This is a genomic window from Sinomonas cyclohexanicum (assembly GCF_020886775.1).
GTDB classification, from domain to species: Bacteria; Actinomycetota; Actinomycetes; order Actinomycetales; family Micrococcaceae; genus Sinomonas; species Sinomonas cyclohexanicum.
Genome location: NZ_AP024525.1, coordinates 3,596,805 through 3,614,220, shown reverse-complemented (window position 1 = coordinate 3,614,220; position 17,416 = coordinate 3,596,805). Strand labels below are relative to the sequence as shown.

General features: G+C 70.1%; 15 protein-coding genes and 1 riboswitch. Of the genes, 3 read left to right on the top strand and 12 right to left on the bottom strand.

Annotated features, from left to right (window positions below; translation table 11 throughout):
- Window positions 1-4: 4 nt before the first annotated feature.
- Window positions 5-116: riboswitch (SAM riboswitch) on the bottom strand.
- 113 nt (window positions 117-229) lie between these two features.
- The 3 genes from SCMU_RS17055 to SCMU_RS17045 all read right to left on the bottom strand — a co-directional run bounded on the left by SCMU_RS17055 (window position 230) and on the right by SCMU_RS17045 (window position 4,395).
- Entirely contained in the window at window positions 230-1,747 is a 1,518-nt protein-coding gene (locus SCMU_RS17055) for an amino acid permease (RefSeq protein ID WP_229230286.1), read from the bottom strand.
- Window positions 1,748-1,828: 81 nt separating this feature from the next.
- The gene (locus SCMU_RS17050; RefSeq protein ID WP_229233076.1) at window positions 1,829-2,791 is read right to left on the bottom strand and encodes a glutaminase; all 963 of its coding nucleotides are present in this window, start codon (window positions 2,789-2,791) and stop codon (window positions 1,829-1,831) included.
- Entirely contained in the window at window positions 2,791-4,395 is a 1,605-nt protein-coding gene (locus SCMU_RS17045; protein ID WP_229230285.1) for a PucR family transcriptional regulator, read from the bottom strand. Before SCMU_RS17045 ends, SCMU_RS17050 begins: the two co-directional genes overlap by 1 nt.
- 193 nt (window positions 4,396-4,588) lie before the next feature.
- Here SCMU_RS17045 and SCMU_RS17040 point away from each other — a divergent pair, with 193 nt between their 5' ends.
- A complete protein-coding gene (locus SCMU_RS17040) occupies window positions 4,589-5,851 on the top strand; it encodes an NAD(P)/FAD-dependent oxidoreductase (RefSeq protein WP_229230284.1) in 1,263 nt (420 codons plus the stop codon).
- Between the two features lie 10 nt (window positions 5,852-5,861).
- On the opposite strand, the gene SCMU_RS17035 is transcribed toward SCMU_RS17040, so the two are convergent.
- The 6 genes from SCMU_RS17035 to SCMU_RS17010 all read right to left on the bottom strand — a co-directional run bounded on the left by SCMU_RS17035 (window position 5,862) and on the right by SCMU_RS17010 (window position 10,856).
- Window positions 5,862-6,404: an SRPBCC family protein gene (locus tag SCMU_RS17035; RefSeq protein ID WP_229230283.1), complete on the bottom strand. Its 543-nt coding sequence runs from the start codon at window positions 6,402-6,404 to the stop codon at window positions 5,862-5,864.
- Window positions 6,401-6,781, bottom strand: a complete 381-nt coding sequence (locus SCMU_RS17030; protein ID WP_229230282.1) for an ArsR/SmtB family transcription factor — start codon at window positions 6,779-6,781, stop codon at window positions 6,401-6,403. Before SCMU_RS17030 ends, SCMU_RS17035 begins: the two co-directional genes overlap by 4 nt.
- A 58-nt stretch (window positions 6,782-6,839) precedes the next feature.
- Entirely contained in the window at window positions 6,840-7,853 is a 1,014-nt protein-coding gene (locus SCMU_RS17025) for an acyl-CoA thioesterase (RefSeq protein ID WP_229230281.1), read from the bottom strand.
- Between the two features lie 5 nt (window positions 7,854-7,858).
- The gene (locus tag SCMU_RS17020; protein WP_229230280.1) at window positions 7,859-9,106 is read right to left on the bottom strand and encodes a cobalamin-independent methionine synthase II family protein; all 1,248 of its coding nucleotides are present in this window, start codon (window positions 9,104-9,106) and stop codon (window positions 7,859-7,861) included.
- Between the two features lie 121 nt (window positions 9,107-9,227).
- Window positions 9,228-9,533, bottom strand: a complete 306-nt coding sequence (locus SCMU_RS17015) for a hypothetical protein (RefSeq protein WP_229230279.1) — start codon at window positions 9,531-9,533, stop codon at window positions 9,228-9,230.
- Window positions 9,534-9,647: 114 nt separating this feature from the next.
- The gene (locus SCMU_RS17010) at window positions 9,648-10,856 is read right to left on the bottom strand and encodes an acyl-CoA dehydrogenase family protein (RefSeq protein ID WP_229230278.1); all 1,209 of its coding nucleotides are present in this window, start codon (window positions 10,854-10,856) and stop codon (window positions 9,648-9,650) included.
- Between the two features lie 98 nt (window positions 10,857-10,954).
- On the opposite strand from SCMU_RS17010, the gene SCMU_RS17005 reads away from it, so the two are divergent.
- The gene (locus SCMU_RS17005) at window positions 10,955-12,706 is read left to right on the top strand and encodes an AMP-binding protein (RefSeq protein WP_229230277.1); all 1,752 of its coding nucleotides are present in this window, start codon (window positions 10,955-10,957) and stop codon (window positions 12,704-12,706) included.
- A gap of 32 nt (window positions 12,707-12,738) precedes the next feature.
- Window positions 12,739-13,242 carry a MarR family winged helix-turn-helix transcriptional regulator gene (locus SCMU_RS17000; RefSeq protein ID WP_229230276.1) on the top strand — a complete coding sequence of 168 codons (504 nt, stop codon included), beginning with the start codon at window positions 12,739-12,741 and terminating at the stop codon, window positions 13,240-13,242.
- Window positions 13,243-13,783: 541 nt separating this feature from the next.
- On the opposite strand, the gene mmsB is transcribed toward SCMU_RS17000, so the two are convergent.
- The 3 genes from mmsB to SCMU_RS16985 are packed head-to-tail and all read right to left on the bottom strand — an operon-like array spanning window position 13,784 to window position 17,378.
- The gene (gene mmsB, locus SCMU_RS16995) at window positions 13,784-14,734 is read right to left on the bottom strand and encodes a 3-hydroxyisobutyrate dehydrogenase (protein ID WP_229230275.1); all 951 of its coding nucleotides are present in this window, start codon (window positions 14,732-14,734) and stop codon (window positions 13,784-13,786) included.
- A 46-nt stretch (window positions 14,735-14,780) separates the two neighbouring features.
- The gene (locus tag SCMU_RS16990; protein ID WP_229230274.1) at window positions 14,781-15,875 is read right to left on the bottom strand and encodes an enoyl-CoA hydratase/isomerase family protein; all 1,095 of its coding nucleotides are present in this window, start codon (window positions 15,873-15,875) and stop codon (window positions 14,781-14,783) included.
- Complete coding sequence (locus SCMU_RS16985; RefSeq protein ID WP_229230273.1) at window positions 15,876-17,378, bottom strand: CoA-acylating methylmalonate-semialdehyde dehydrogenase; 1,503 nt, start codon at window positions 17,376-17,378, stop codon at window positions 15,876-15,878. It lies immediately after the preceding gene.
- Window positions 17,379-17,416 lie beyond the last annotated feature (38 nt).

The following is a 17,416-nucleotide window of genomic DNA, read 5'->3' as shown; positions in this document are numbered from 1 at the left end:
GCTCCTTCGTAGCTTGCGAATCGAGAGAACGAAAAGCCGAGTACTCACCTGAGGCACCCCGCCACCTGGAGGGTTGCCGGCCAGCAAGTCAGGGCTTGGCACTGGCGCTCATTACTCTTCGATTGAACGTAGCACGGGGCCCCGTGGCCGACCACGGCCCGGCAGTAACGATTGGCAATACGCGGATTCGAGATCCCCAGCCTGTGAGGCCCAGATGGCCCGATGCTGATCAGCGCCCGGCGGGTCGGTTGGCGATGACGGGTGCTGCGCCGGTGTAGCCGTTGCGTTCGGCGGCGATGGCGTGGATGCGTTCTCGGCTGGCGTACCAGCCGATGACCATGAGGATGGAGGCGATTGCGGTGGCCAGGAGGGTCCAGGGGGAGTCGATGAGCACGAGGACGAACACGATGGCGAGGAAGGCCAGGGTGGTGTAGCCGGTGTAGGGGGCGCCGGGCATGCGGAATGCGGGGCGCTGGGTCCAGCCCTTCCTGGCCCAGCGTTGGAGCTGGATCTGGCACAGGACGATCGTGGCCCAGGTGGAGAGGATGCCCACGGAGGCGACGTTCAGGACGATCTCGAAGGCGTCGGCGGGCACGAGGTAGTTCAGGGGCACGCCCAGGAGGGAGACCAGGGCGGTGATGGCGATGCCGCCGTAGGGGACGCCGGCCTTGTTCATCCGGAGGGCGAACTTGGGTGCGGAGCCGGCGGCGGCCATGGAGCGCAGGATGCGTCCGGTGGAGTAGAGGCCGGCGTTGAGGGAGGACAGGGCGGCGGTGAGGACCACGAGGTTCATGATCACGTCCATGCCCTGGACGCCGATGGAGCCGAAGAAGGTCACGAAGGGGCTCACGCCCTGCTGGTAGGCGGTGTAGGGCAGCAGGAGGGAGAGCAGGATGACGGAGCCGACGTAGAAGACGGCGATGCGGACCACGACGGAGTTGATCGCGCGGGGGATGATCTTCTCGGGGTTCTGGGTCTCCCCGGCTGCGGTGCCGACGAGTTCGACGGAGGCGTAGGCGAAGACGACGCCCTGCATGAGCAGGATCATCGGGGCGATGCCCATCGGGAAGATGCCGCCGTGGTCGGTGATCAGGGACAGGCCGGTGGGGGCGCCAGTGGGGGTGCCGAAGAGGACGAAGTAGATCCCCAGGAGCAGGAAGCCCACGAGGGCGGCGACCTTGATCAGGGCGAACCAGAATTCCATCTCGCCGAAGACCTTGACCGAGACCAGGTTCAGGGCCAGGACCAGGACCAGGGCGATCAGGGCCCAGGCCCATTGGGGCACGGCGGCGATCCAGGGGACGTACTTGCCGAAGAAGTGCATGTACAGGGCCGCGGCGGTGGTGTCCACGATGGTGGTCATGGCCCAGTTGATCCAGTAGAACCAGCCGGAGATGTAGGCGGCCTTCTCGCCGAAGAACTCGCGGGCGTAGGAGACGAAGGAGCCGGAGGAGGGGCGGTGGAGCACGAGTTCGCCCAGGGCCCGCAGGATCAGGAACACGAAGGCCCCGCAGATGGCGTAGGCGAACACGAGGGAGGGCCCGGCGGCGGCCAGGCGCCCGCCGGCGCCCAGGAACAGGCCGGTGCCGATCGCCCCGCCGATGGCGATCATCTGGATCTGGCGCGCCTTGAGGCCCTTGTGGTAGCCGGCGTCCTCGGCATGGATGACATGGTCGGCCACATGGGCATGCCCATGGTCTTCGAGATGGTCGGGAAGGGGACTGGCCGTGGGCCTGATTGTGGGCATGGTGGATCCTTACGGTGTGCTGTCAGGGAAAAGAGGGAACAGAAGAGGGACAGAAAGGGGACAGAAAGGGGAGGTGAGGTGTCAGAAGATGGACCAGCCGGTCCGATCCGAGAGCTCAGCGAGCGCCGAGGCCCCCGCGAGGGAATTGCCGTGGGCGTCGAGGCGCGGGCTCCACACGCAGACGGAGCCCACCCCCGGCACGATGGTGAGGATGCCTCCGCCGACGCCGCTCTTGCTCGGCAGTCCGACGCGGTAGGCGAACTCGCCGGCCGCATCGTACATCCCGCACGTGAGCATGACTGCCCCTATGCGCTTGGCGACGGACGGGGAGACGACCCGCTGCCCGGTGGGCCCCACGCCGTCGTTCGCCAGGAACAGCCCGGCGAGGGCGACGTCGTTGCACGACATCTCGATGGAGCACTGGCGGACGTAGTGCCGGACGACGGCAGCGGGGGGATTCCGGAGATTGCCGAGGTCCGCGAGGAAATGCGCGAGGGCGAAGTTGCGCTCGCTCCTGGACAGCTCGGACTGGACCGCCTCGGTGTTGACCGCACCGCGTCCGGAGGGGGAGGCCAGGAGCCGGAGCACCTCCTCGCTTGCGTCCCCGAACGCGTCGATGAGGTGGTCCGTCACCACCAGCGCCCCCGCATTGATGAAGGGATTCCGGGGTATGCCGCCCTCGGCGTCGAGCTGCACGAGAGAGTTGAAGGCGGTGCCCGAGGGCTCGCGGTGGACTCGTGACCAGAGTTCTGGACCGCCCTCGTGCCCGAGGGCCAAGGCGAGGGAGAACACCTTGGAGATGCTCTGGATCGAGAAGGGGACTGCAGCATCCCCCGCCGAGAAGACCTCTCCCGAGACCATGGCCACGGCGATCCCGAAGCTCCTGAAGTCGGCCCCCGCCAGGTGCGGGATGGACTGGGGAACGGAACCGAGCATGCTTGCGGGCCGGTGCTGCCGGACGAGGTCCTCGAGGACACCGCCGAGCCCGAGGCCGCTGGGTCCGATGGCATTGCTGACTGGACGCGCGGCGGCGGCGACCGCCATCACGACGCCGCCCCCGCGCCGTCGAGCGCCCCGCGGGCCCAGAGGCCGAGGTGGAGCTGGACGATCGTGGCGTGCGCGGGATCCCCGAAGTCCAACCCGGTGAGGCGCGAAGCCTTGCCCACCCTGTAGTACACGGTGTTCCGGTGCACCTGCATGGCCTGCGCGCACGCGGTCACGTCCATCGATGCCTCGAAGTAGCCGGCGAGGGTTTCGGCGAGCTCCCGGTCTTCGGTGAGCAGTTCCGTCAGGGCCCGGTGCCGGAAACCGGAGGATGCGAAGCGCGTGACGGCCTCGTGCAGGAGGACCTCCGTCTCGACGTCCTCGATCATCGCGACCTGGACGTCATTGCGGCGGATGAGGCAGTCCATCACTGCGGAGGTCTCGGCACGCGTGGAATGCAGGGCGGTGAGCCCGGGGACGACCCGGCCGACCGCGACAAACGCCGTGACGCCCAGATGCCTTCTCGCGTCGGCCACGATCAGGCTGCCGAGCGAGCGCAGGGCCGCGACGGCGGTGCGTGCCGCCAGCGCAGGGATCCCTACGGCCGTGCGGCCCTCGTACTGGCCGACGATCGAGGAGCCCTTGAACGCGGCGGCGTGCAGTGCGACAAGGTCGGCGAGCTGTCCGTGGACGAGCTCGGCGTCCTCGGCCAAAGCGTCCGCATGAGACACCCCGACGAGGAGCAGGGAGGAGGGCGTATCGGCTGCCACGCCGAGGGTCTTGGCGCAGGCCGCCGCCTCGGCGGGCCCCGACAGCAGCCGGTCGATGCGGTCCTCGTGCATGTTGACGGACTGCTGGTTCCTGTACCTGATCAGCTCGGATGCGGCGCGCCGGGCCGCACCGGTCAGGGCGTAGGCGACGTCATCGCTGAAACCCGAACCGGTCTCCTGGAGCCAGATGTAGCCCATGATCCTGTCCCCGGCGAAGATGGCGATCGCGGCCCGCTCGCGCAGCTGCTGCTCCGGCCGGGCCGGCACACGGACCACGCCGCGCGTGCGGTGCATCTCGCGGTAGGCGCCGAGGTCCTTGAGCATGAGCTCGTACTCGCGCGGCCCGCGGCGGGTCAGGATCGAGGCCATGCGGAGTTCGTCGATGTTGTTCGACAGCGTCGAGTACGCGAGGACCCGATTCGCAGCGTCCTCGATCACGACGTGGCTCGACGTGACTCTGGCAATGGTCTGGGCCAGGGCGAACAGGTCCTCCTCGAGGAGGGCCATGGCGGCGGCCTGCGGTTCGATGTCTTCGACGCGGGACTTCGCTATCGAGACGATCTGGTCCCACGGCGCGTCCGGGGCAACGAGGAGGAGGCCGACGCCACCGGCCTTGCAGAGCTCCTCGGCCTCGGGTGCCTGGTCTCCAGCGGTCTTGACGGCCACCGCTACGGGGCCCGCCTCGACGAGCCGCGCGACGACCGGGACGGCCGCCCGTCCCCGTGCCCCGATGAGGCACACGAGTGCGGAGTGCACGTCAGGATTCGCGTCCGTATCGTCGGCATCGAGCACCAGGACTCGGTTGATGTCCTGATCCGTGCCCGCCGCGTCCAGCCTGAGTCTTGCCCATCCTGGCGGGAGATCCGCGAGGATGTCGTTGATCGTTGGGCTCACTGCCTCTTCCTTGAAGCGCTCTTGGCCCCATCGGAGCCTCGGTGGCCTCAATGTTAGGCGGCTCACAGCGGTGGCCCTGTGGGTTGGCGCACAGGAATCCGCCGCGCATCTTGGGCGGGGGAACATGGCAGGTCCCCGCCATGCCCGTGCGAGCGGTTCACACGGGTGCCATTCGCCGGGTAGTGTGCGCCTCGTGGACGAGAACTACGAAGTCATCGTGGTCGGCGGAGGGTTTGCGGGGGTCGCGGCGGCCCGCGCCCTCGGGCGCAAGGGCGTCCGGGTCCTCCTGATCGACAAGAACCCCTACCACCAGTTCCAGCCCCTGCTCTACCAGGTCGCCACTGTGCAGCTGGGGGTCTCCGAGGTGGCGCGCTCCCTGCGCGACATCTTCCGCGGACAGCCGAACGTGCGCGTCATCGTGGAGGAGGTCACCGCCGTCGACCCCCAGGCCAAGCGCGTCACCACCTCGGACGGCAAGGCCTACGAGGCGCGTTTCCTCGTCCTCGCCTCCGGTGCCGAGGCGAACTTCTTCAACACCCCCGGGGCCGAGGAACGCACGTTTCCGCTCTACTCGGTCGACGACGCGGTGAACCTCGGCGGCTCCCTCTCGATGATGCTCGAGGACGCGGAGCGCGAGGACGACGGCAGGCCCCTGAACTTCGTGGTGATCGGCGGCGGGCCCACCGGCGTCGAGACGGCAGGCGCCCTCGCGGAGACGGTCAAGTACGTCCTGCCGGACTACTTCTCCCCGCGTCTCGCCAGCCGCTGCAGCGTCCATCTCGTTGACATGATCCCGAACGTGCTCAATGCGTTCGCGGACAAGTCCAAGGAATACGCACGACGGCGGCTGGCCGGCATGGGCGTGCAGCTGCACCTCGGCACTCCGGTCTCGGGGATCGAGGAGGGCAAGGTCGCGCTCAAGGACGGCACGGAGATCCCGGCCGACCTCGTGGTGTGGGCGGGCGGGCTCAAGGCTGGGCCCGTCGTCGCCGGTTCGGGTCTGCCCCAGGGCCGCGGCGGGCGCATCGACGTCAACCCGGACCTGACCGCCCCAGGGGTCGAGGGCGTGTACGTGCTCGGCGACGCGGCGAACATGACCGATGCCAAGGGCAACAACCTCCCCCAGCTGGGGTCATGCGCCCTGCAGGCCGGCACGTGGGCGGCGAAGAACATCCTCGCGGACATCGAGGGCCGGGGCCGCGAGCCCTTCGCCTACTTCGACAAGGGCTACATGGCGATGGTGGGCCGCGGGGCGGCGGTCGCCGAGGTGGGCCCGGGCCCGAAGCGACTGCTCCTGACCGGGCCCCTCGCGTTCCTGGGATGGCTCGGGGTGCACGTCGTGCTGCTGTCCGGGACGATGCAGAAGATCCGCGCCGTGGCCACCTGGCCGAGCGACTACATCAGCCATCGCCGCTCGTTCGTGGTGCTCAGCCGCCCGGACGGGACGCACCACTAGGCCCGCACCACTAGCGGACTGAGTCCTCCGTCGCCGCAGAGTCTGCCCTCGACGCAGTGTCCTCCCTCACCTCGGCGAGGATCGCGTCGATCTGGCCGGAGGCCTGCTTCATGCCCTCCTCCATGCCCATCGCGAGCATGCGCTCGAGCTGCCCGAGGGTGCGGAAGGCGGAGACCGTCGTCATGCGCGTCCCGCCGCCCGAGTCTTCGAGGGTGACGACGAAGGTGGCCGAGTCCTCCGGGTCGGTGGGGGAGCCGTCCTCGTTCGCGAAGCCGTCCTCGATCTCGAGGCGCCGCGGCTCGTCGATGGCGATGAAGCGCCACCAGCCGTGGGCCGTCTCGCCGTCCGGGCCGGTCATGAAGTAGTGGCAGCGGCCGCCCGGCGTGAAGTCGTGCGTGGCGAACGTGGCGGGCCACGTGGGCGGCCCCCACCAGCGCTCGAGCTGGCGTGGATCCTCCCACACCTGCCACACGCGGGCGGGGTCTGCGGTGAACTCTGTGACGAGCGTGAGGGTGAGGTTCTCGGTGTCCGTGGTGCTGCTGACGAACGTCATGGCAGTGTCCCTTGGTCGGTGCGTGACTGTCCTGGCTCCGCGTCGAGGATGGCCCCAATGCGGGCGATGCGGTCGCGCCACAGCTCCTCATACCGCTCGAGGAGGCGCGCCGCCCTGCGGATCGCCGCGGGATTCGAGTGCACGATCTGCTCCCTCCCGCGCCGCTCCTTCGTGACGAGCAGTGCCCGTTCGAGCACCGCGACGTGCTTCTGCACGGCCGCGAAGCTCATGGCGTAGTTCTTGGCGAGTCCCGAGACGGACTGCTCTCCGAGCATGGACTGCCTCAGGATGTCCCTGCGCGTGGCGTCCGCGAGGGCGCCGAAGATCCGGTCGATCTCCTCGTCGGTGAAGTCTCGGGGTTTCTGATCTACAACCATTTGGTTGTAGGTTAGCCCCGTTCATGGTGGACGACAACACCCGGATGAAGAAATCGGGCTACGCCCCGAGCATGTGGTTCGGCAGGCGCCCGCCGGGCGCTCGTCCGCGGATCTCGAGGAGCTCGCGGGCGTGCTCCCACAGCCGCTTGTCCTCGTCGGAGACGGGCACCCAGCGGGGGACCGGGACGGCGGTGCCGGTCTCGTCGCGGGCCACCATGACGGTGAGGCAGTACGTGGTCAGATTCAACTCGCGGCCCTTCGGCGAGCCCGAGCGGACGTGGACCGCGATGTGCATGCCCTTGGTGCCCGTGTACACCAGCCGGGCTTCGACTTCCACGACGTCGCCGATGAGCAGCGGCCGGTAGAACCGCACCCCGCCGGAGAACACGGCCACCGCGTCCCTCCCGCAGTACCGCGACGCGCACACATACGCGGCCTCGTCGATCCACTTCATGACCGTGCCGCCATGGACCTTGCCGCCCCAGTTCACGTCCGTCGGCGCGGCGAGGAACCGCAGCACCACCCGCTCGGCGGTCCCGGCGTCCGTGTACTCCTGGCGCTTCATCGACGCGACGATCTCGTCGCGCACCGCGATACGGGCGACGGCGTGCTCCTCCGCCTCGCGCTCGGCCTCCGTCCGCGGGACCCACCGGGGGACCTCGACCGGGCGCCCGTCGTCCCCGACGGCCACGAAGATCACGAGGCACTGGCTGCGCATTGTGGGGGTGCCGCCCTTGGGGTCGCCCGAGGAGACCACCGTGCGGATGTGCATCGACGTGCGGCCCGTGTAGACGATCGTGGCCGTGACCTCGACCATGTCGCCCACGTTGACCGGGTCCGCGAAGTGGATGTTGCCCACGTACGCGGTCACGCAGTACGCCTTGGCCCAGCCCACCGCGGCCGCGTACGCGGCCTTGTCGACCCACTCGAGGACCGTTCCCGCGTCCACCGACCCGGAGTGGCCCTTGTCCGTCGGGGCGGCGAGGAAGCGGAGGGTGACCTCGTTGCCCGCGGCGGCTGCCGCCCCGGGAGGCGAGGCGGGGCCGGGATGCGGGGCGGCGTCGTGCGTCACCGTGGTCAGCCCCAGAGCCGCTCGGTGGCGATCTTCGCGCCCTCGGTGAGCGCCTCGAGCTTGGCCCACGCGATCTGCGGGTGCACGCGGCCGCCGAGCCCGCAGTCCGTGGAGGCGATGACGCGCTCGCGGCCCACGATCTGCGCGAACCGCTCAATCCGGTCGGCGACGAGCTCGGGGTGCTCCACCACATTGGTCGCGTGCGAGACGACGCCTGGGACGATGACCTTGTCCTCGGGCAGGTCGAGGTCGCGCCAGACCTTCCACTCGTGCTCGTGCCGGACGTTGGCCGCCTCGAACGAGTACGAGCCCGCGTTGATCGAGAGCATCGTCTCGGCGAGGTCCTTGAACGGGATGTCCGTGGTGTGCGGGCCGTGCCACGAGCCCCAGCACAGGTGGAAGCGGATCTGCTCCGGCGGGAGGCCGCGGATCGCGTGGTTGAGGGCCTCGACGCGGAGCTTCGTGAACGCGAGGTAGTCCTCGACCGTGGGCTCCGGGTTGATCATGTCCCAGTTCTCGGCGATGGACGGGTCGTCGATCTGGACAGTGAGTCCCGCGTCGATGATCGCCTTGTACTCCTCGCGCATGGCATCCGCGCACGCGAAGAGGAGTTCCTCGTCGGTCTTGTAGTACTCGTTGGCCAGGCGGGACGCGGAGCCGGGGGAGAGCGCCGGGAGGAAGCCGGCAGTGGCCTCCTGCGCCTCGAGCGCGCCGACGAGGTTCGTGACGTCGCGGCGGACCAGATCCTGGCCGATGTAGGTGACCGGGCCCGTGATGGTCGGCTGCGGGACGGCCTTGCGGCCGGTGAGGATGAACGAGTTCGGGTCGTTGTACGCCTCTTCGAAGCGCACACGGTCGCGGCGGTCGCGCATCGTGGTGAGGCGGATCTTGCCGGGCTCGGAGCGGATCTGCTCGGTCATCTGCCACCGGTCGACGCCGCCCTGCGTGAGGCCGCCGAGCCGGGCGTACGAGTAGTTCCACCAGGCGCCGTAGTCCACGGAGTTGGACATCGTGTGGCCGTACTCGCCGTCGTTGACGATCGTCAGGCCGGCGTCGAGCTGCTGCGCCACGATCCCCACGACGGAATCGGAGAGCAGCCGCTCGAACGCCTCGGTGTCCCCGGGGTTCTCGGCCTGGGCGGCGTTGGCCGCGAGCAGCGCGGGAGTGCGCGGCAGCGAGCCGGCGTGCGTGGTCTGGATGAAGTCCGTGTTGTGCAGGGCGTTCGGAGCCGTGTTGTGCGCAGCGTTTGGCATGGGGCCAGTCTCGCCTATGGACGCCGCGGTCCGCGACACTCCCCGCGTCGACCGCCCCGTATGACGCCGAGATCGGGTCGTGGGGCGCCGAGATCGGGTCGTGTGGCGCCGAGGTCGGGCCCTAGTCCCGATCCGGGTCGCCGAACCCCGTGTGGGTCGCCCCCGACGAATCGGGGATGCCTGCCGCCCCGGACGTCCCCAGGCTGAGGCGTCGGCGCCGCGGCTTCTTCTCCGCCTCGGGCGTGGCCTCGAGCTCCCGCAGGGGCTCGCCCGGCGGCGTGTCGGCGTACTTCCGCGGATCGCGGAGCTGGAAGGACTCCTGGTTGTGCCCGTAGCTGCCCTCTTGGCTGTAGCCGTCGTCGAGCGGGGCTTCCTCGTCGAATGCTGCCATGCCGGGTGGGGCTGGCACGCGATCCTTCTGTTCCATACCGGCACCGTAGACGCACGACGCCGCGCCGCGCCAGAGCCGTTCGCCCCGCGGCGCGTCGTGGCCGCTTCATGACGGGGAGGAGGCCTCGGGCCGCAGGGACGTGGGTCCGGGCTAGACGAAGGCGGACTTCCCCGTCACGGCCCTGGCGACGATGAGGGAGTTGATCTCATAGGTGCCCTCGTACGTGTAGAGGACCTCGGCGTCGCCGAACAGCTTGGCCATCTCGTAGTCCGTGGTGATCCCGTTGCCGCCGAGGATGGACCGGCCGAGCGCCACGGATGCCCGCGCGAGCCGGGTGGTGGTCGCCTTCGCCATCGCCGACTGGACCATCTCGAGGTGGCCGTCCTCCTGGATCCGCGCGAGCCCGACCATGAGGGACAGCGACGCGTGCGCGTTGCCGAGGATCTCGGAGAGCTGCTGCTGGATGAGCTGGAAGCCCGCGAGCTGGTGCCCGAACTGGAGGCGTTCGAGGGCGTAGGCCCGCGCGATGTCGAACGCGCCGAGCTGGATCCCCGCGGCCTGCCAGCCCACCCACGCGCGGGAGTCGCGCAGGAGCTCGTTGGCCTGGGAGAACGCGGTCGCACCCGGCAGGAGGTTCGCATCCGGCACGCGCACGCCGTCGAGCACGATGTCCGCGTTCTGCATGATCCGCAGCCCGATCTTGTTCTCGATCTTGGTGGCCGTGAACCCGGGCCTGTCGGTCTCGACGATGAAGGCTTTCACCGCTCCGTCCGCGGTGTCCCTTGCCCAGACCAGTGCGAAGTCCGCGATGGTGCCGGCCCCGATCCATCGTTTCGCTCCGTGCAGGACCCAGCCGTCGCCGTCGTGCGACGCCGTCGTGGCGAGCCCCCCGGCGATGTCCGAGCCGTGGTCCGGCTCCGTGAGCGCGAACGCGCCGAGGGCGGTGAAGGACTCGAGGCCCGGCAGCCACCGCGCCTTCTGCGCCTCGGAGCCGAGGTCGTTGATCATGCCGACCACGAGCTCGTTGTGGATCCCCACGAGCGCGGACAGCGAGACGTCCGCGCGCGCCACCTCCATGTACGCGAGGCCCGTGAACAGGCGGGAGGACCCGTCCGTCTGCAGCCGGCCGAGGCCGAGCGCGGCGAGCCGGGGCAGGAGGCCGAACGGGAACTCCTCCCGGTTCCAGAACGCCGCGGTGAGCGGCCGGATGTCCTCCTGCAGGACCGCGCGGATCCCCGCGAGCCGGGCCCGCTCGTCCGGTGGCAGGAGGTCCGTGACGCGCATGAGGTCGGCGTCGGGGAAGGGCGGGGCCGTCGGTGCTGCGGCGGCTCGGAGCGGCGATTCTGGTGCCTGGAGCATGTGGCCTCTCTGCAGTTCTCGGGGAGTCCCTGTTCAAACCCTAGGAAGTCCAACTATATTTCATCGTGACACAGATCACGAGGACGGAAAGGCGGACGATGACTGTCACCGAGGACTTCCGGGCTGCCCGGGACAGGCTGCTCGAGCTCCGCGAGGACTACGACCGGGCGCGCGCCGAGTTCGAGTGGCCCCGCTTCACCGAGTTCAACTTCGCGCTCGACTGGTTCGACGCCGTCGCCGCCGACCCGGCGCGCGGCAACCAGCTTGCACTCGTCATCGTCGAGCAGGACGGCAGCTCGACGCGCCGCTCGTTCGCCGAGCTCTCGGCGCGCTCCGCGCAGGTCGCGAACTGGCTCCGCGCCCAGGGGGTCAAGCGCGGGGACCACATGATCATCATGCTCGGCAACCAAGTCGAGCTCTGGGAGCTCATGCTCGCCGGGATCAAGCTCGGGATCGTCATGATCCCCACGACCACGCTCATGGGCCGCCGCGACCTCGAGGACCGGGTGGAGCGGGGCGGCGCCCAGTGGGTGGCCGTCGGCGAGGCGAATGCGCACAAGTTCGACGACGTGCCCGGCGCCTACCGCGTCATCGTCATCGGAGGCGCGACGACGGGTGCGAGCCTCGAGCGGGACGCCCTCGACTATGCGGACTCGTCCAGCGCGGACACGGCCTTCGTCCCCGGCGCCCCCACCCGGGCCGACGAGACCCTCCTGCTCTACTTCACCTCCGGCACCACGAGCCGGGCCAAGCTCGTGGAGCACACCCACACGTCGTACCCCGTGGGCCACCTCTCGACGATGTACTGGATCGGCCTCGAGCCCGGGGACGTCCACCTCAACGTCGCCTCGCCCGGCTGGGCGAAGCACGCGTGGTCCAACGTGTTCACGCCGTGGATCGCCGAGGCCACGGTGTTCATCTACAACTACGAGCGGTTCGACGCCTCCGCCCTCATGGCCCAGATGGACGCCGAGGGCGTGACGAGCTTCTGCGCCCCGCCCACCGTCTGGCGCATGCTCATCCAGTCCGACTTGACCCGCCTGAAGGCCCCGCCGCGCAAGGTGGTCTCCGCCGGGGAGCCGCTCAACGCCGAGGTCATCGGCCAGGTCGAGAAGGCCTGGGGAGTCACGATCCGCGACGGCTTCGGGCAGACCGAGACCACCGTCCAGATAGCCAACTGCCCGGGCCAGCCCGTCACCGTCGGCGCGATGGGAAAGCCGCTGCCGGGCTACGACGTCGTGCTCCTTGACCCCGCCACCGGCGAGGAGGCGGACGACGGCGAGCTGTGCCTCCGCCTCGACCCCCACCCGGTGGGGCTCATGATCGGCTACCACGGCGACCCGGAGAAGACGGCCGACGCGTTCCGCGACGGCTACTACCACACCGGGGACATGGCCACGCGGGACGCCGACGGCGTCATCACCTACGTGGGCCGCGGCGACGACGTGTTCAAGTCCTCGGACTACCGGCTCTCGCCGTTCGAGCTCGAGAGCGTGCTGATCGAGCACCCCGCGGTGGCGGAGGCCGCCGTCGTGCCCTCGCCGGACGAGGTGAAGCTCTCGGTGCCGAAGGCGTTCGTGGTCCTCGCGGGCGGGTACGAGCCGGGGCCGGACGTCGCGGAGGAGATCCTGCGGTTCTGCCGCGCGCAGCTGGCGCCGTTCAAGCGGATCCGGCGCATCGAGTTCGCCGAGCTGCCCAAGACCATCTCGGGCAAGATCCGCCGGGTCGAACTGCGGCACAGTGAGGAGGCGCGGCACGGTGCCCCCGAGGCGTCGGCGGGTCAGGTCCCGGCGGCGGGCGGGTTCGGCATCGAGTACTCCGAGGCCGACTTCCCGTCCCTGAAGGACTAGCCGCGCACGCACCACACCACGACAGGAGGACCATGGGCGCCCCGCTTCCCCGTGACCCGATCGCCGACGCCCAGCGCAACTGGGAGCGGCACGGGTGGGGCGACGTCGCGGCGCCCATGGCCGCCATCACCGCGATCATGCGGACCCAGCAGATCCTGATCGCCCGCATCGAGGACGTGCTCAAGCCGCTCGGGCTCACGTTCGCCCGGTACGAGATGCTCGCGCTCCTGAGCTTCGCGCGGACCGGGGCGCTGCCCATGAGCAAGGCAAGCGCCCTGCTCCAGGTGCACCCCACGTCCGTGACCAACGCCGTGGACCGCCTCGAGGGCGCTGGCTTCGTGACCAGGACGCGCCACCCCACGGACGGACGGACCACGCTCATCGAGCTCACGGCCGAGGGGCGCGCGCTGGCCGAGAAGGCGACGGCAGCCCTCAACACCGAGGTTTTCGGGCGGTCCGGCTTCACGGGCAGCGACGTCGAGGACCTGATCCGCATCCTCGGCGAATTCCGCCGCGACGCGGGCGATTTCGCGTAGACGCGGGGGGACTTCCCGGCACGGAGGCGGCTCGACGCCCACGCCCCCGTCTGTGGGTCACCTTCTGGGGGTCACCATCTAGAAGTCAGCTTCCGGGGATCACCTTTCGTCGGTGTGCTTTCGCGCCCGGCTTTAAGCTTCAATTGACCGCGTGTCGGGTGGTTGTGTCGGCGTGTCGCGCGCGGTATCGACCGAAGGTTGGGGAGCTCGCCACGCGCGACCTTCGGGACGTGACCCCCAGAAGCTGACTTTCAGACGGGGCGCGGGGCGCCAGGGGAGGTCGCGCACGACGGCGAGTGGTCGCCGTCGTGCGTGACCGCGCCTAGGTTCCCTGGTCGCGCCAGCTTCTGCGGCCACCTCCTGGGAGGCAGGTCCTTCGGGCTTCGCGCCCAGCTTTAAGCTTCAATGCGCGGCGTGTCGGGTGATTCTGCCGGCGTGTCGCGCGCGGCATCGATCGAAGGTTGGGGAGTTCGCCCACGCGACCCGCAGGAGGTGGCCCCCAGAATGTGACTCCCAGGAGGTGACCCCCAGAAGGTGACCCCTAGACGGAGGGCGGGGCGGCTGGTTCGGACTGGTCGCGGATCGTGTTGATGATGCCCGAGAAGTCCTTGCCCGCGCCGTCGCCGGCGGCGAACGCGTCGTAGATCCTGGACGCCAGCTGGCCCATCTCGGCCGAGACCCCGGCGTGCTCGAGCGCGTTCACGGCCAGGCGCAGGTCCTTGGCCATGAGTGCGCCGGCGAACCCGGGCTGGTAGTCGCGGTTGGCGGGGCTCGTGGGCACCGGGCCGGGGACGGGGCAGTTGGTGGTGAGCGCCCAGCACTGGCCGGAGGCGTGCGCGGCGACGTCGAACAGCGCCTCGTGCGTGAGGCCCAGCTTCTCGCCAAGCACGAAAGCCTCGCTCACGGCAATCATGGACACACCCAGGATCATGTTGTTGCAGACCTTCGCCGCCTGCCCGAGCCCGTGCGCGCCGCAGTGCACCACACGCTTGCCCATGGCCTCGAGGAGGGGGCGCACGGTCTCGAAGTCCTCGTCGGCCCCGCCCACCATGAACGTGAGCGTGCCGGCCTCCGCGCCGACGACACCGCCGGAGACCGGCGCGTCCACCGCGCGGTGGCCGGCGTCGATCGCGGCCTGGGCGGCCTCCTGCGCCTCCGTGACGTTGATGGTGGAGCAGTCCAGGAACATCGTGCCGGGAGCCGCCACCGCGAGGAGCCCGGGCTGCCCGTCGGTTCCGCGGTACACGTCGAGGACCTGCTGGCCCTTCTGGAGCATGGTCAGCACCACGGAGGCACCGGCAACGGCCTCCGCGGCGGACCCGGCCATCGGGACCCCGTGGGCCTTCGCGGCCTCGACGGCGGCGGGCATCGGGTCGTACCCCACGACGGAGTACCCGGCCTTGATCAGGTTGGCCGCCATCGGGCCGCCCATGTGGCCGAGGCCGAGGAATGCGATGGCGCCCGGCTGGGGGGCCGTCGACTGGTCGGTCATGGCTTCTCCTTCGTGCTGCGGGTTGATGCGGTCCGAGTGCGTGCGGTCATGGCGCGGCTGCCACCGACGCGACGAGGCCGAGCTCGCGCCCGCCCAAGGCCGCGAAGAACGCCTCCACGTCGGCGCGGCGCACTCCCTCGAGCGTCGCGGGCTCCCACCGGGGGCTGCGGTCCTTGTCGATGACCTGGGCGCGGATGCCCTCGCGGAAGTCATGCCCGGCCAGGAGCCGCAGCCCGATCCGGTACTCCTCCTCGAGGGCCTCCTCGAGCGCCGCCGGCACGGGTCCCCGCGCCCGGGCGCGGCGAAGCGCCTCGAGCGTGACCTTGACCGAGGTGGGGGACTTCGACGCGATCGTGTCGGCTGCCTCGCGGGCCGTCGCGTTGTCCGAGGCTCGCAGCCGGGCCACGATCTCCTCGGCCTCGTCCGCGGAGTACGCGGCGTCGATCCAGCCGCGCTGCTCGGCCAGCGCCGAGAGGGGAGGCTCGGACGCGAGGCGCGCCACGGCGGCGTCCGCCCGCTCCGTCTCCAGCGACGCGGCGAGCTCGTCGAGCCGATCGCTCGGCACGAAGAAGTCCGCGAGGCCCAGGTGCAGCGCGTCCGCGCCGTCGAGGTGCGCTCCCGTGAGCGCCGCGTGCGTGCCCGACTCGCCGGGCGCGCAGGCGAGCAGGAGGGTTCCGCCGACGTCGGGCACGAACCCGATCGTGGTCTCCGGCATGCCGGTGCGAGTCCGCTCCGTGACGACCCGGTGCGAGCCGTGGGCCGAGACGCCCACGCCGCCACCGAGCACGAGCCCGTCCATGAACGCCACGTATGGCTTCGGGTACCGGCTGATGAGCGAGTTGAGCCGGTACTCGGTCGCCCAGAAGCGCGCGGTCGCGTCGCCGCCGTTGAGCAGGTCGCGGTAGATCGCCACGATGTCGCCGCCCGCGCACAGCCCGCGCTCGCCGGCCCCGCGCACGAGCACCGTCTGCACGGCGTCGTCCTCCGCCCACTCCGTCAGCCGCGCGAGCATCGCCGCGGCCATCCCCTCGGTGAGCGCGTTCACCGCGCGCGGCCGGTTGAGCACGACGACGCCGAGCCTCCCCTTCCGCTCGAACAGGACCTCCGGCTCAGCTGCCGTAGCTGTTTCCCCCGCCCCCATTCAGCTGCCCGCCGGCATCACGAAGCTCGCGCCCTGGCGGACGCCGGACGGCCAGCGGGACGTGACGGTCTTGGTCTTCGTGAAGAAGCGGAAGGCGTCCGGGCCGTGCTGGTTGAGGTCGCCGAAGCCGGAAGCCTTCCAGCCGCCGAACGTGTAGTACGCGATCGGGACGGGGATCGGCACGTTGACTCCGACCATGCCGACCTCGACGCGGCTCGCGAAGTCGCGGGCGGCGTCGCCGTCGCGGGTGAAGATCGCCACGCCGTTGCCGAACTCGTGCTCGGAGCACAGGCGGAGGGCCTCGTCGTAGTCCGCGGCGCGGACCACGGACAGGACCGGGCCGAAGATCTCTTCGCGGTAGATCGACATGTCCTCCGTGACGCGGTCGAACAGCGTGGGGCCGACCCAGAAGCCGCCCTCGTAGCCCTCGACGGTGTGGCCGCGGCCGTCCACGACCAAGTCTGCGCCCGCCTCGACGCCTGCGGCGATGTAGCCCTCGATCCGGTCCTTGGCCGATTGGGCGACCACCGGCCCGAAGTCCACGTCCGGCTCCATGCTCGCGCCCACGCGCAGGTCCTTGATGCGCTCCTGGAGCTTGCCGACGAGCGCGTTGGCGGTCTCCTCGCCCACCGGGACGGCGACCGAGATCGCCATGCAGCGCTCGCCGGCCGAGCCATAGCCCGCGCCGATGAGGGCGTCCGCAGCCATGTCCAGGTCTGCATCGGGGAGGATGACCATGTGGTTCTTCGCTCCGCCGAAGCACTGGGCGCGCTTGCCGTGCGCCGCGGCCTCCGCGTAGATGTACTGGGCGATCGGGGTGCTGCCGACGAACCCGATCGCCTTGACGCGCGGGTCCCCGATGAGCGCGTCCACGGCCTCCTTGTCACCGTTCACCACGTTGAATACGCCGTCCGGCAGGCCGGCCTCCGTGAGGAGCTCAGCGAGGCGGAGGGGGACCGACGGGTCCCGCTCGGACGGCTTGCAGATGAACGCGTTGCCCGCGGCCAGGGCCGGGCCGGCCTGCCAGAGCGGGATCATGGCCGGGAAGTTGAACGGGCTGATGCCCGCGACGACGCCGAGGGGCTTGCGCAGCGAGTGCACGTCAACGCCCGTCCCGACACTGTCGGAGAACTCGCCCTTGAGCAGGTGCGGGGCCGCGCCGGCGGAGAATTCGACGACCTCGAGGCCGCGCTGCACGTCCCCCTTCGAGTCCGCGAACGTCTTGCCGTGCTCGGAGGAGAGCAGCTCGGCGAGCTCGTCCATGTGCTCGTTGGCGAGGTCCACGAACTTCAGCAGGATCCGGCCCCGGCGCTGCGGGTTCATGGCTGCCCACTCGGCCTGGCCCTTCTCGGCGCTGGCGACCGCCTCACCGACCTCTTCCTTGCTGGCCAGAGGCAGGCGGGCCTGGACCTCGCCCGTGCAGGGGTTGTAGACGTCGCTGAAACGCCCGGACGTGCCGTCGACGCGCGTGCCGCCGATGTAGTGCGTGAGGTCGCGGACCATGACAAGCTCCTTCGCTTGGGGGCGGATGTGATCCAAGT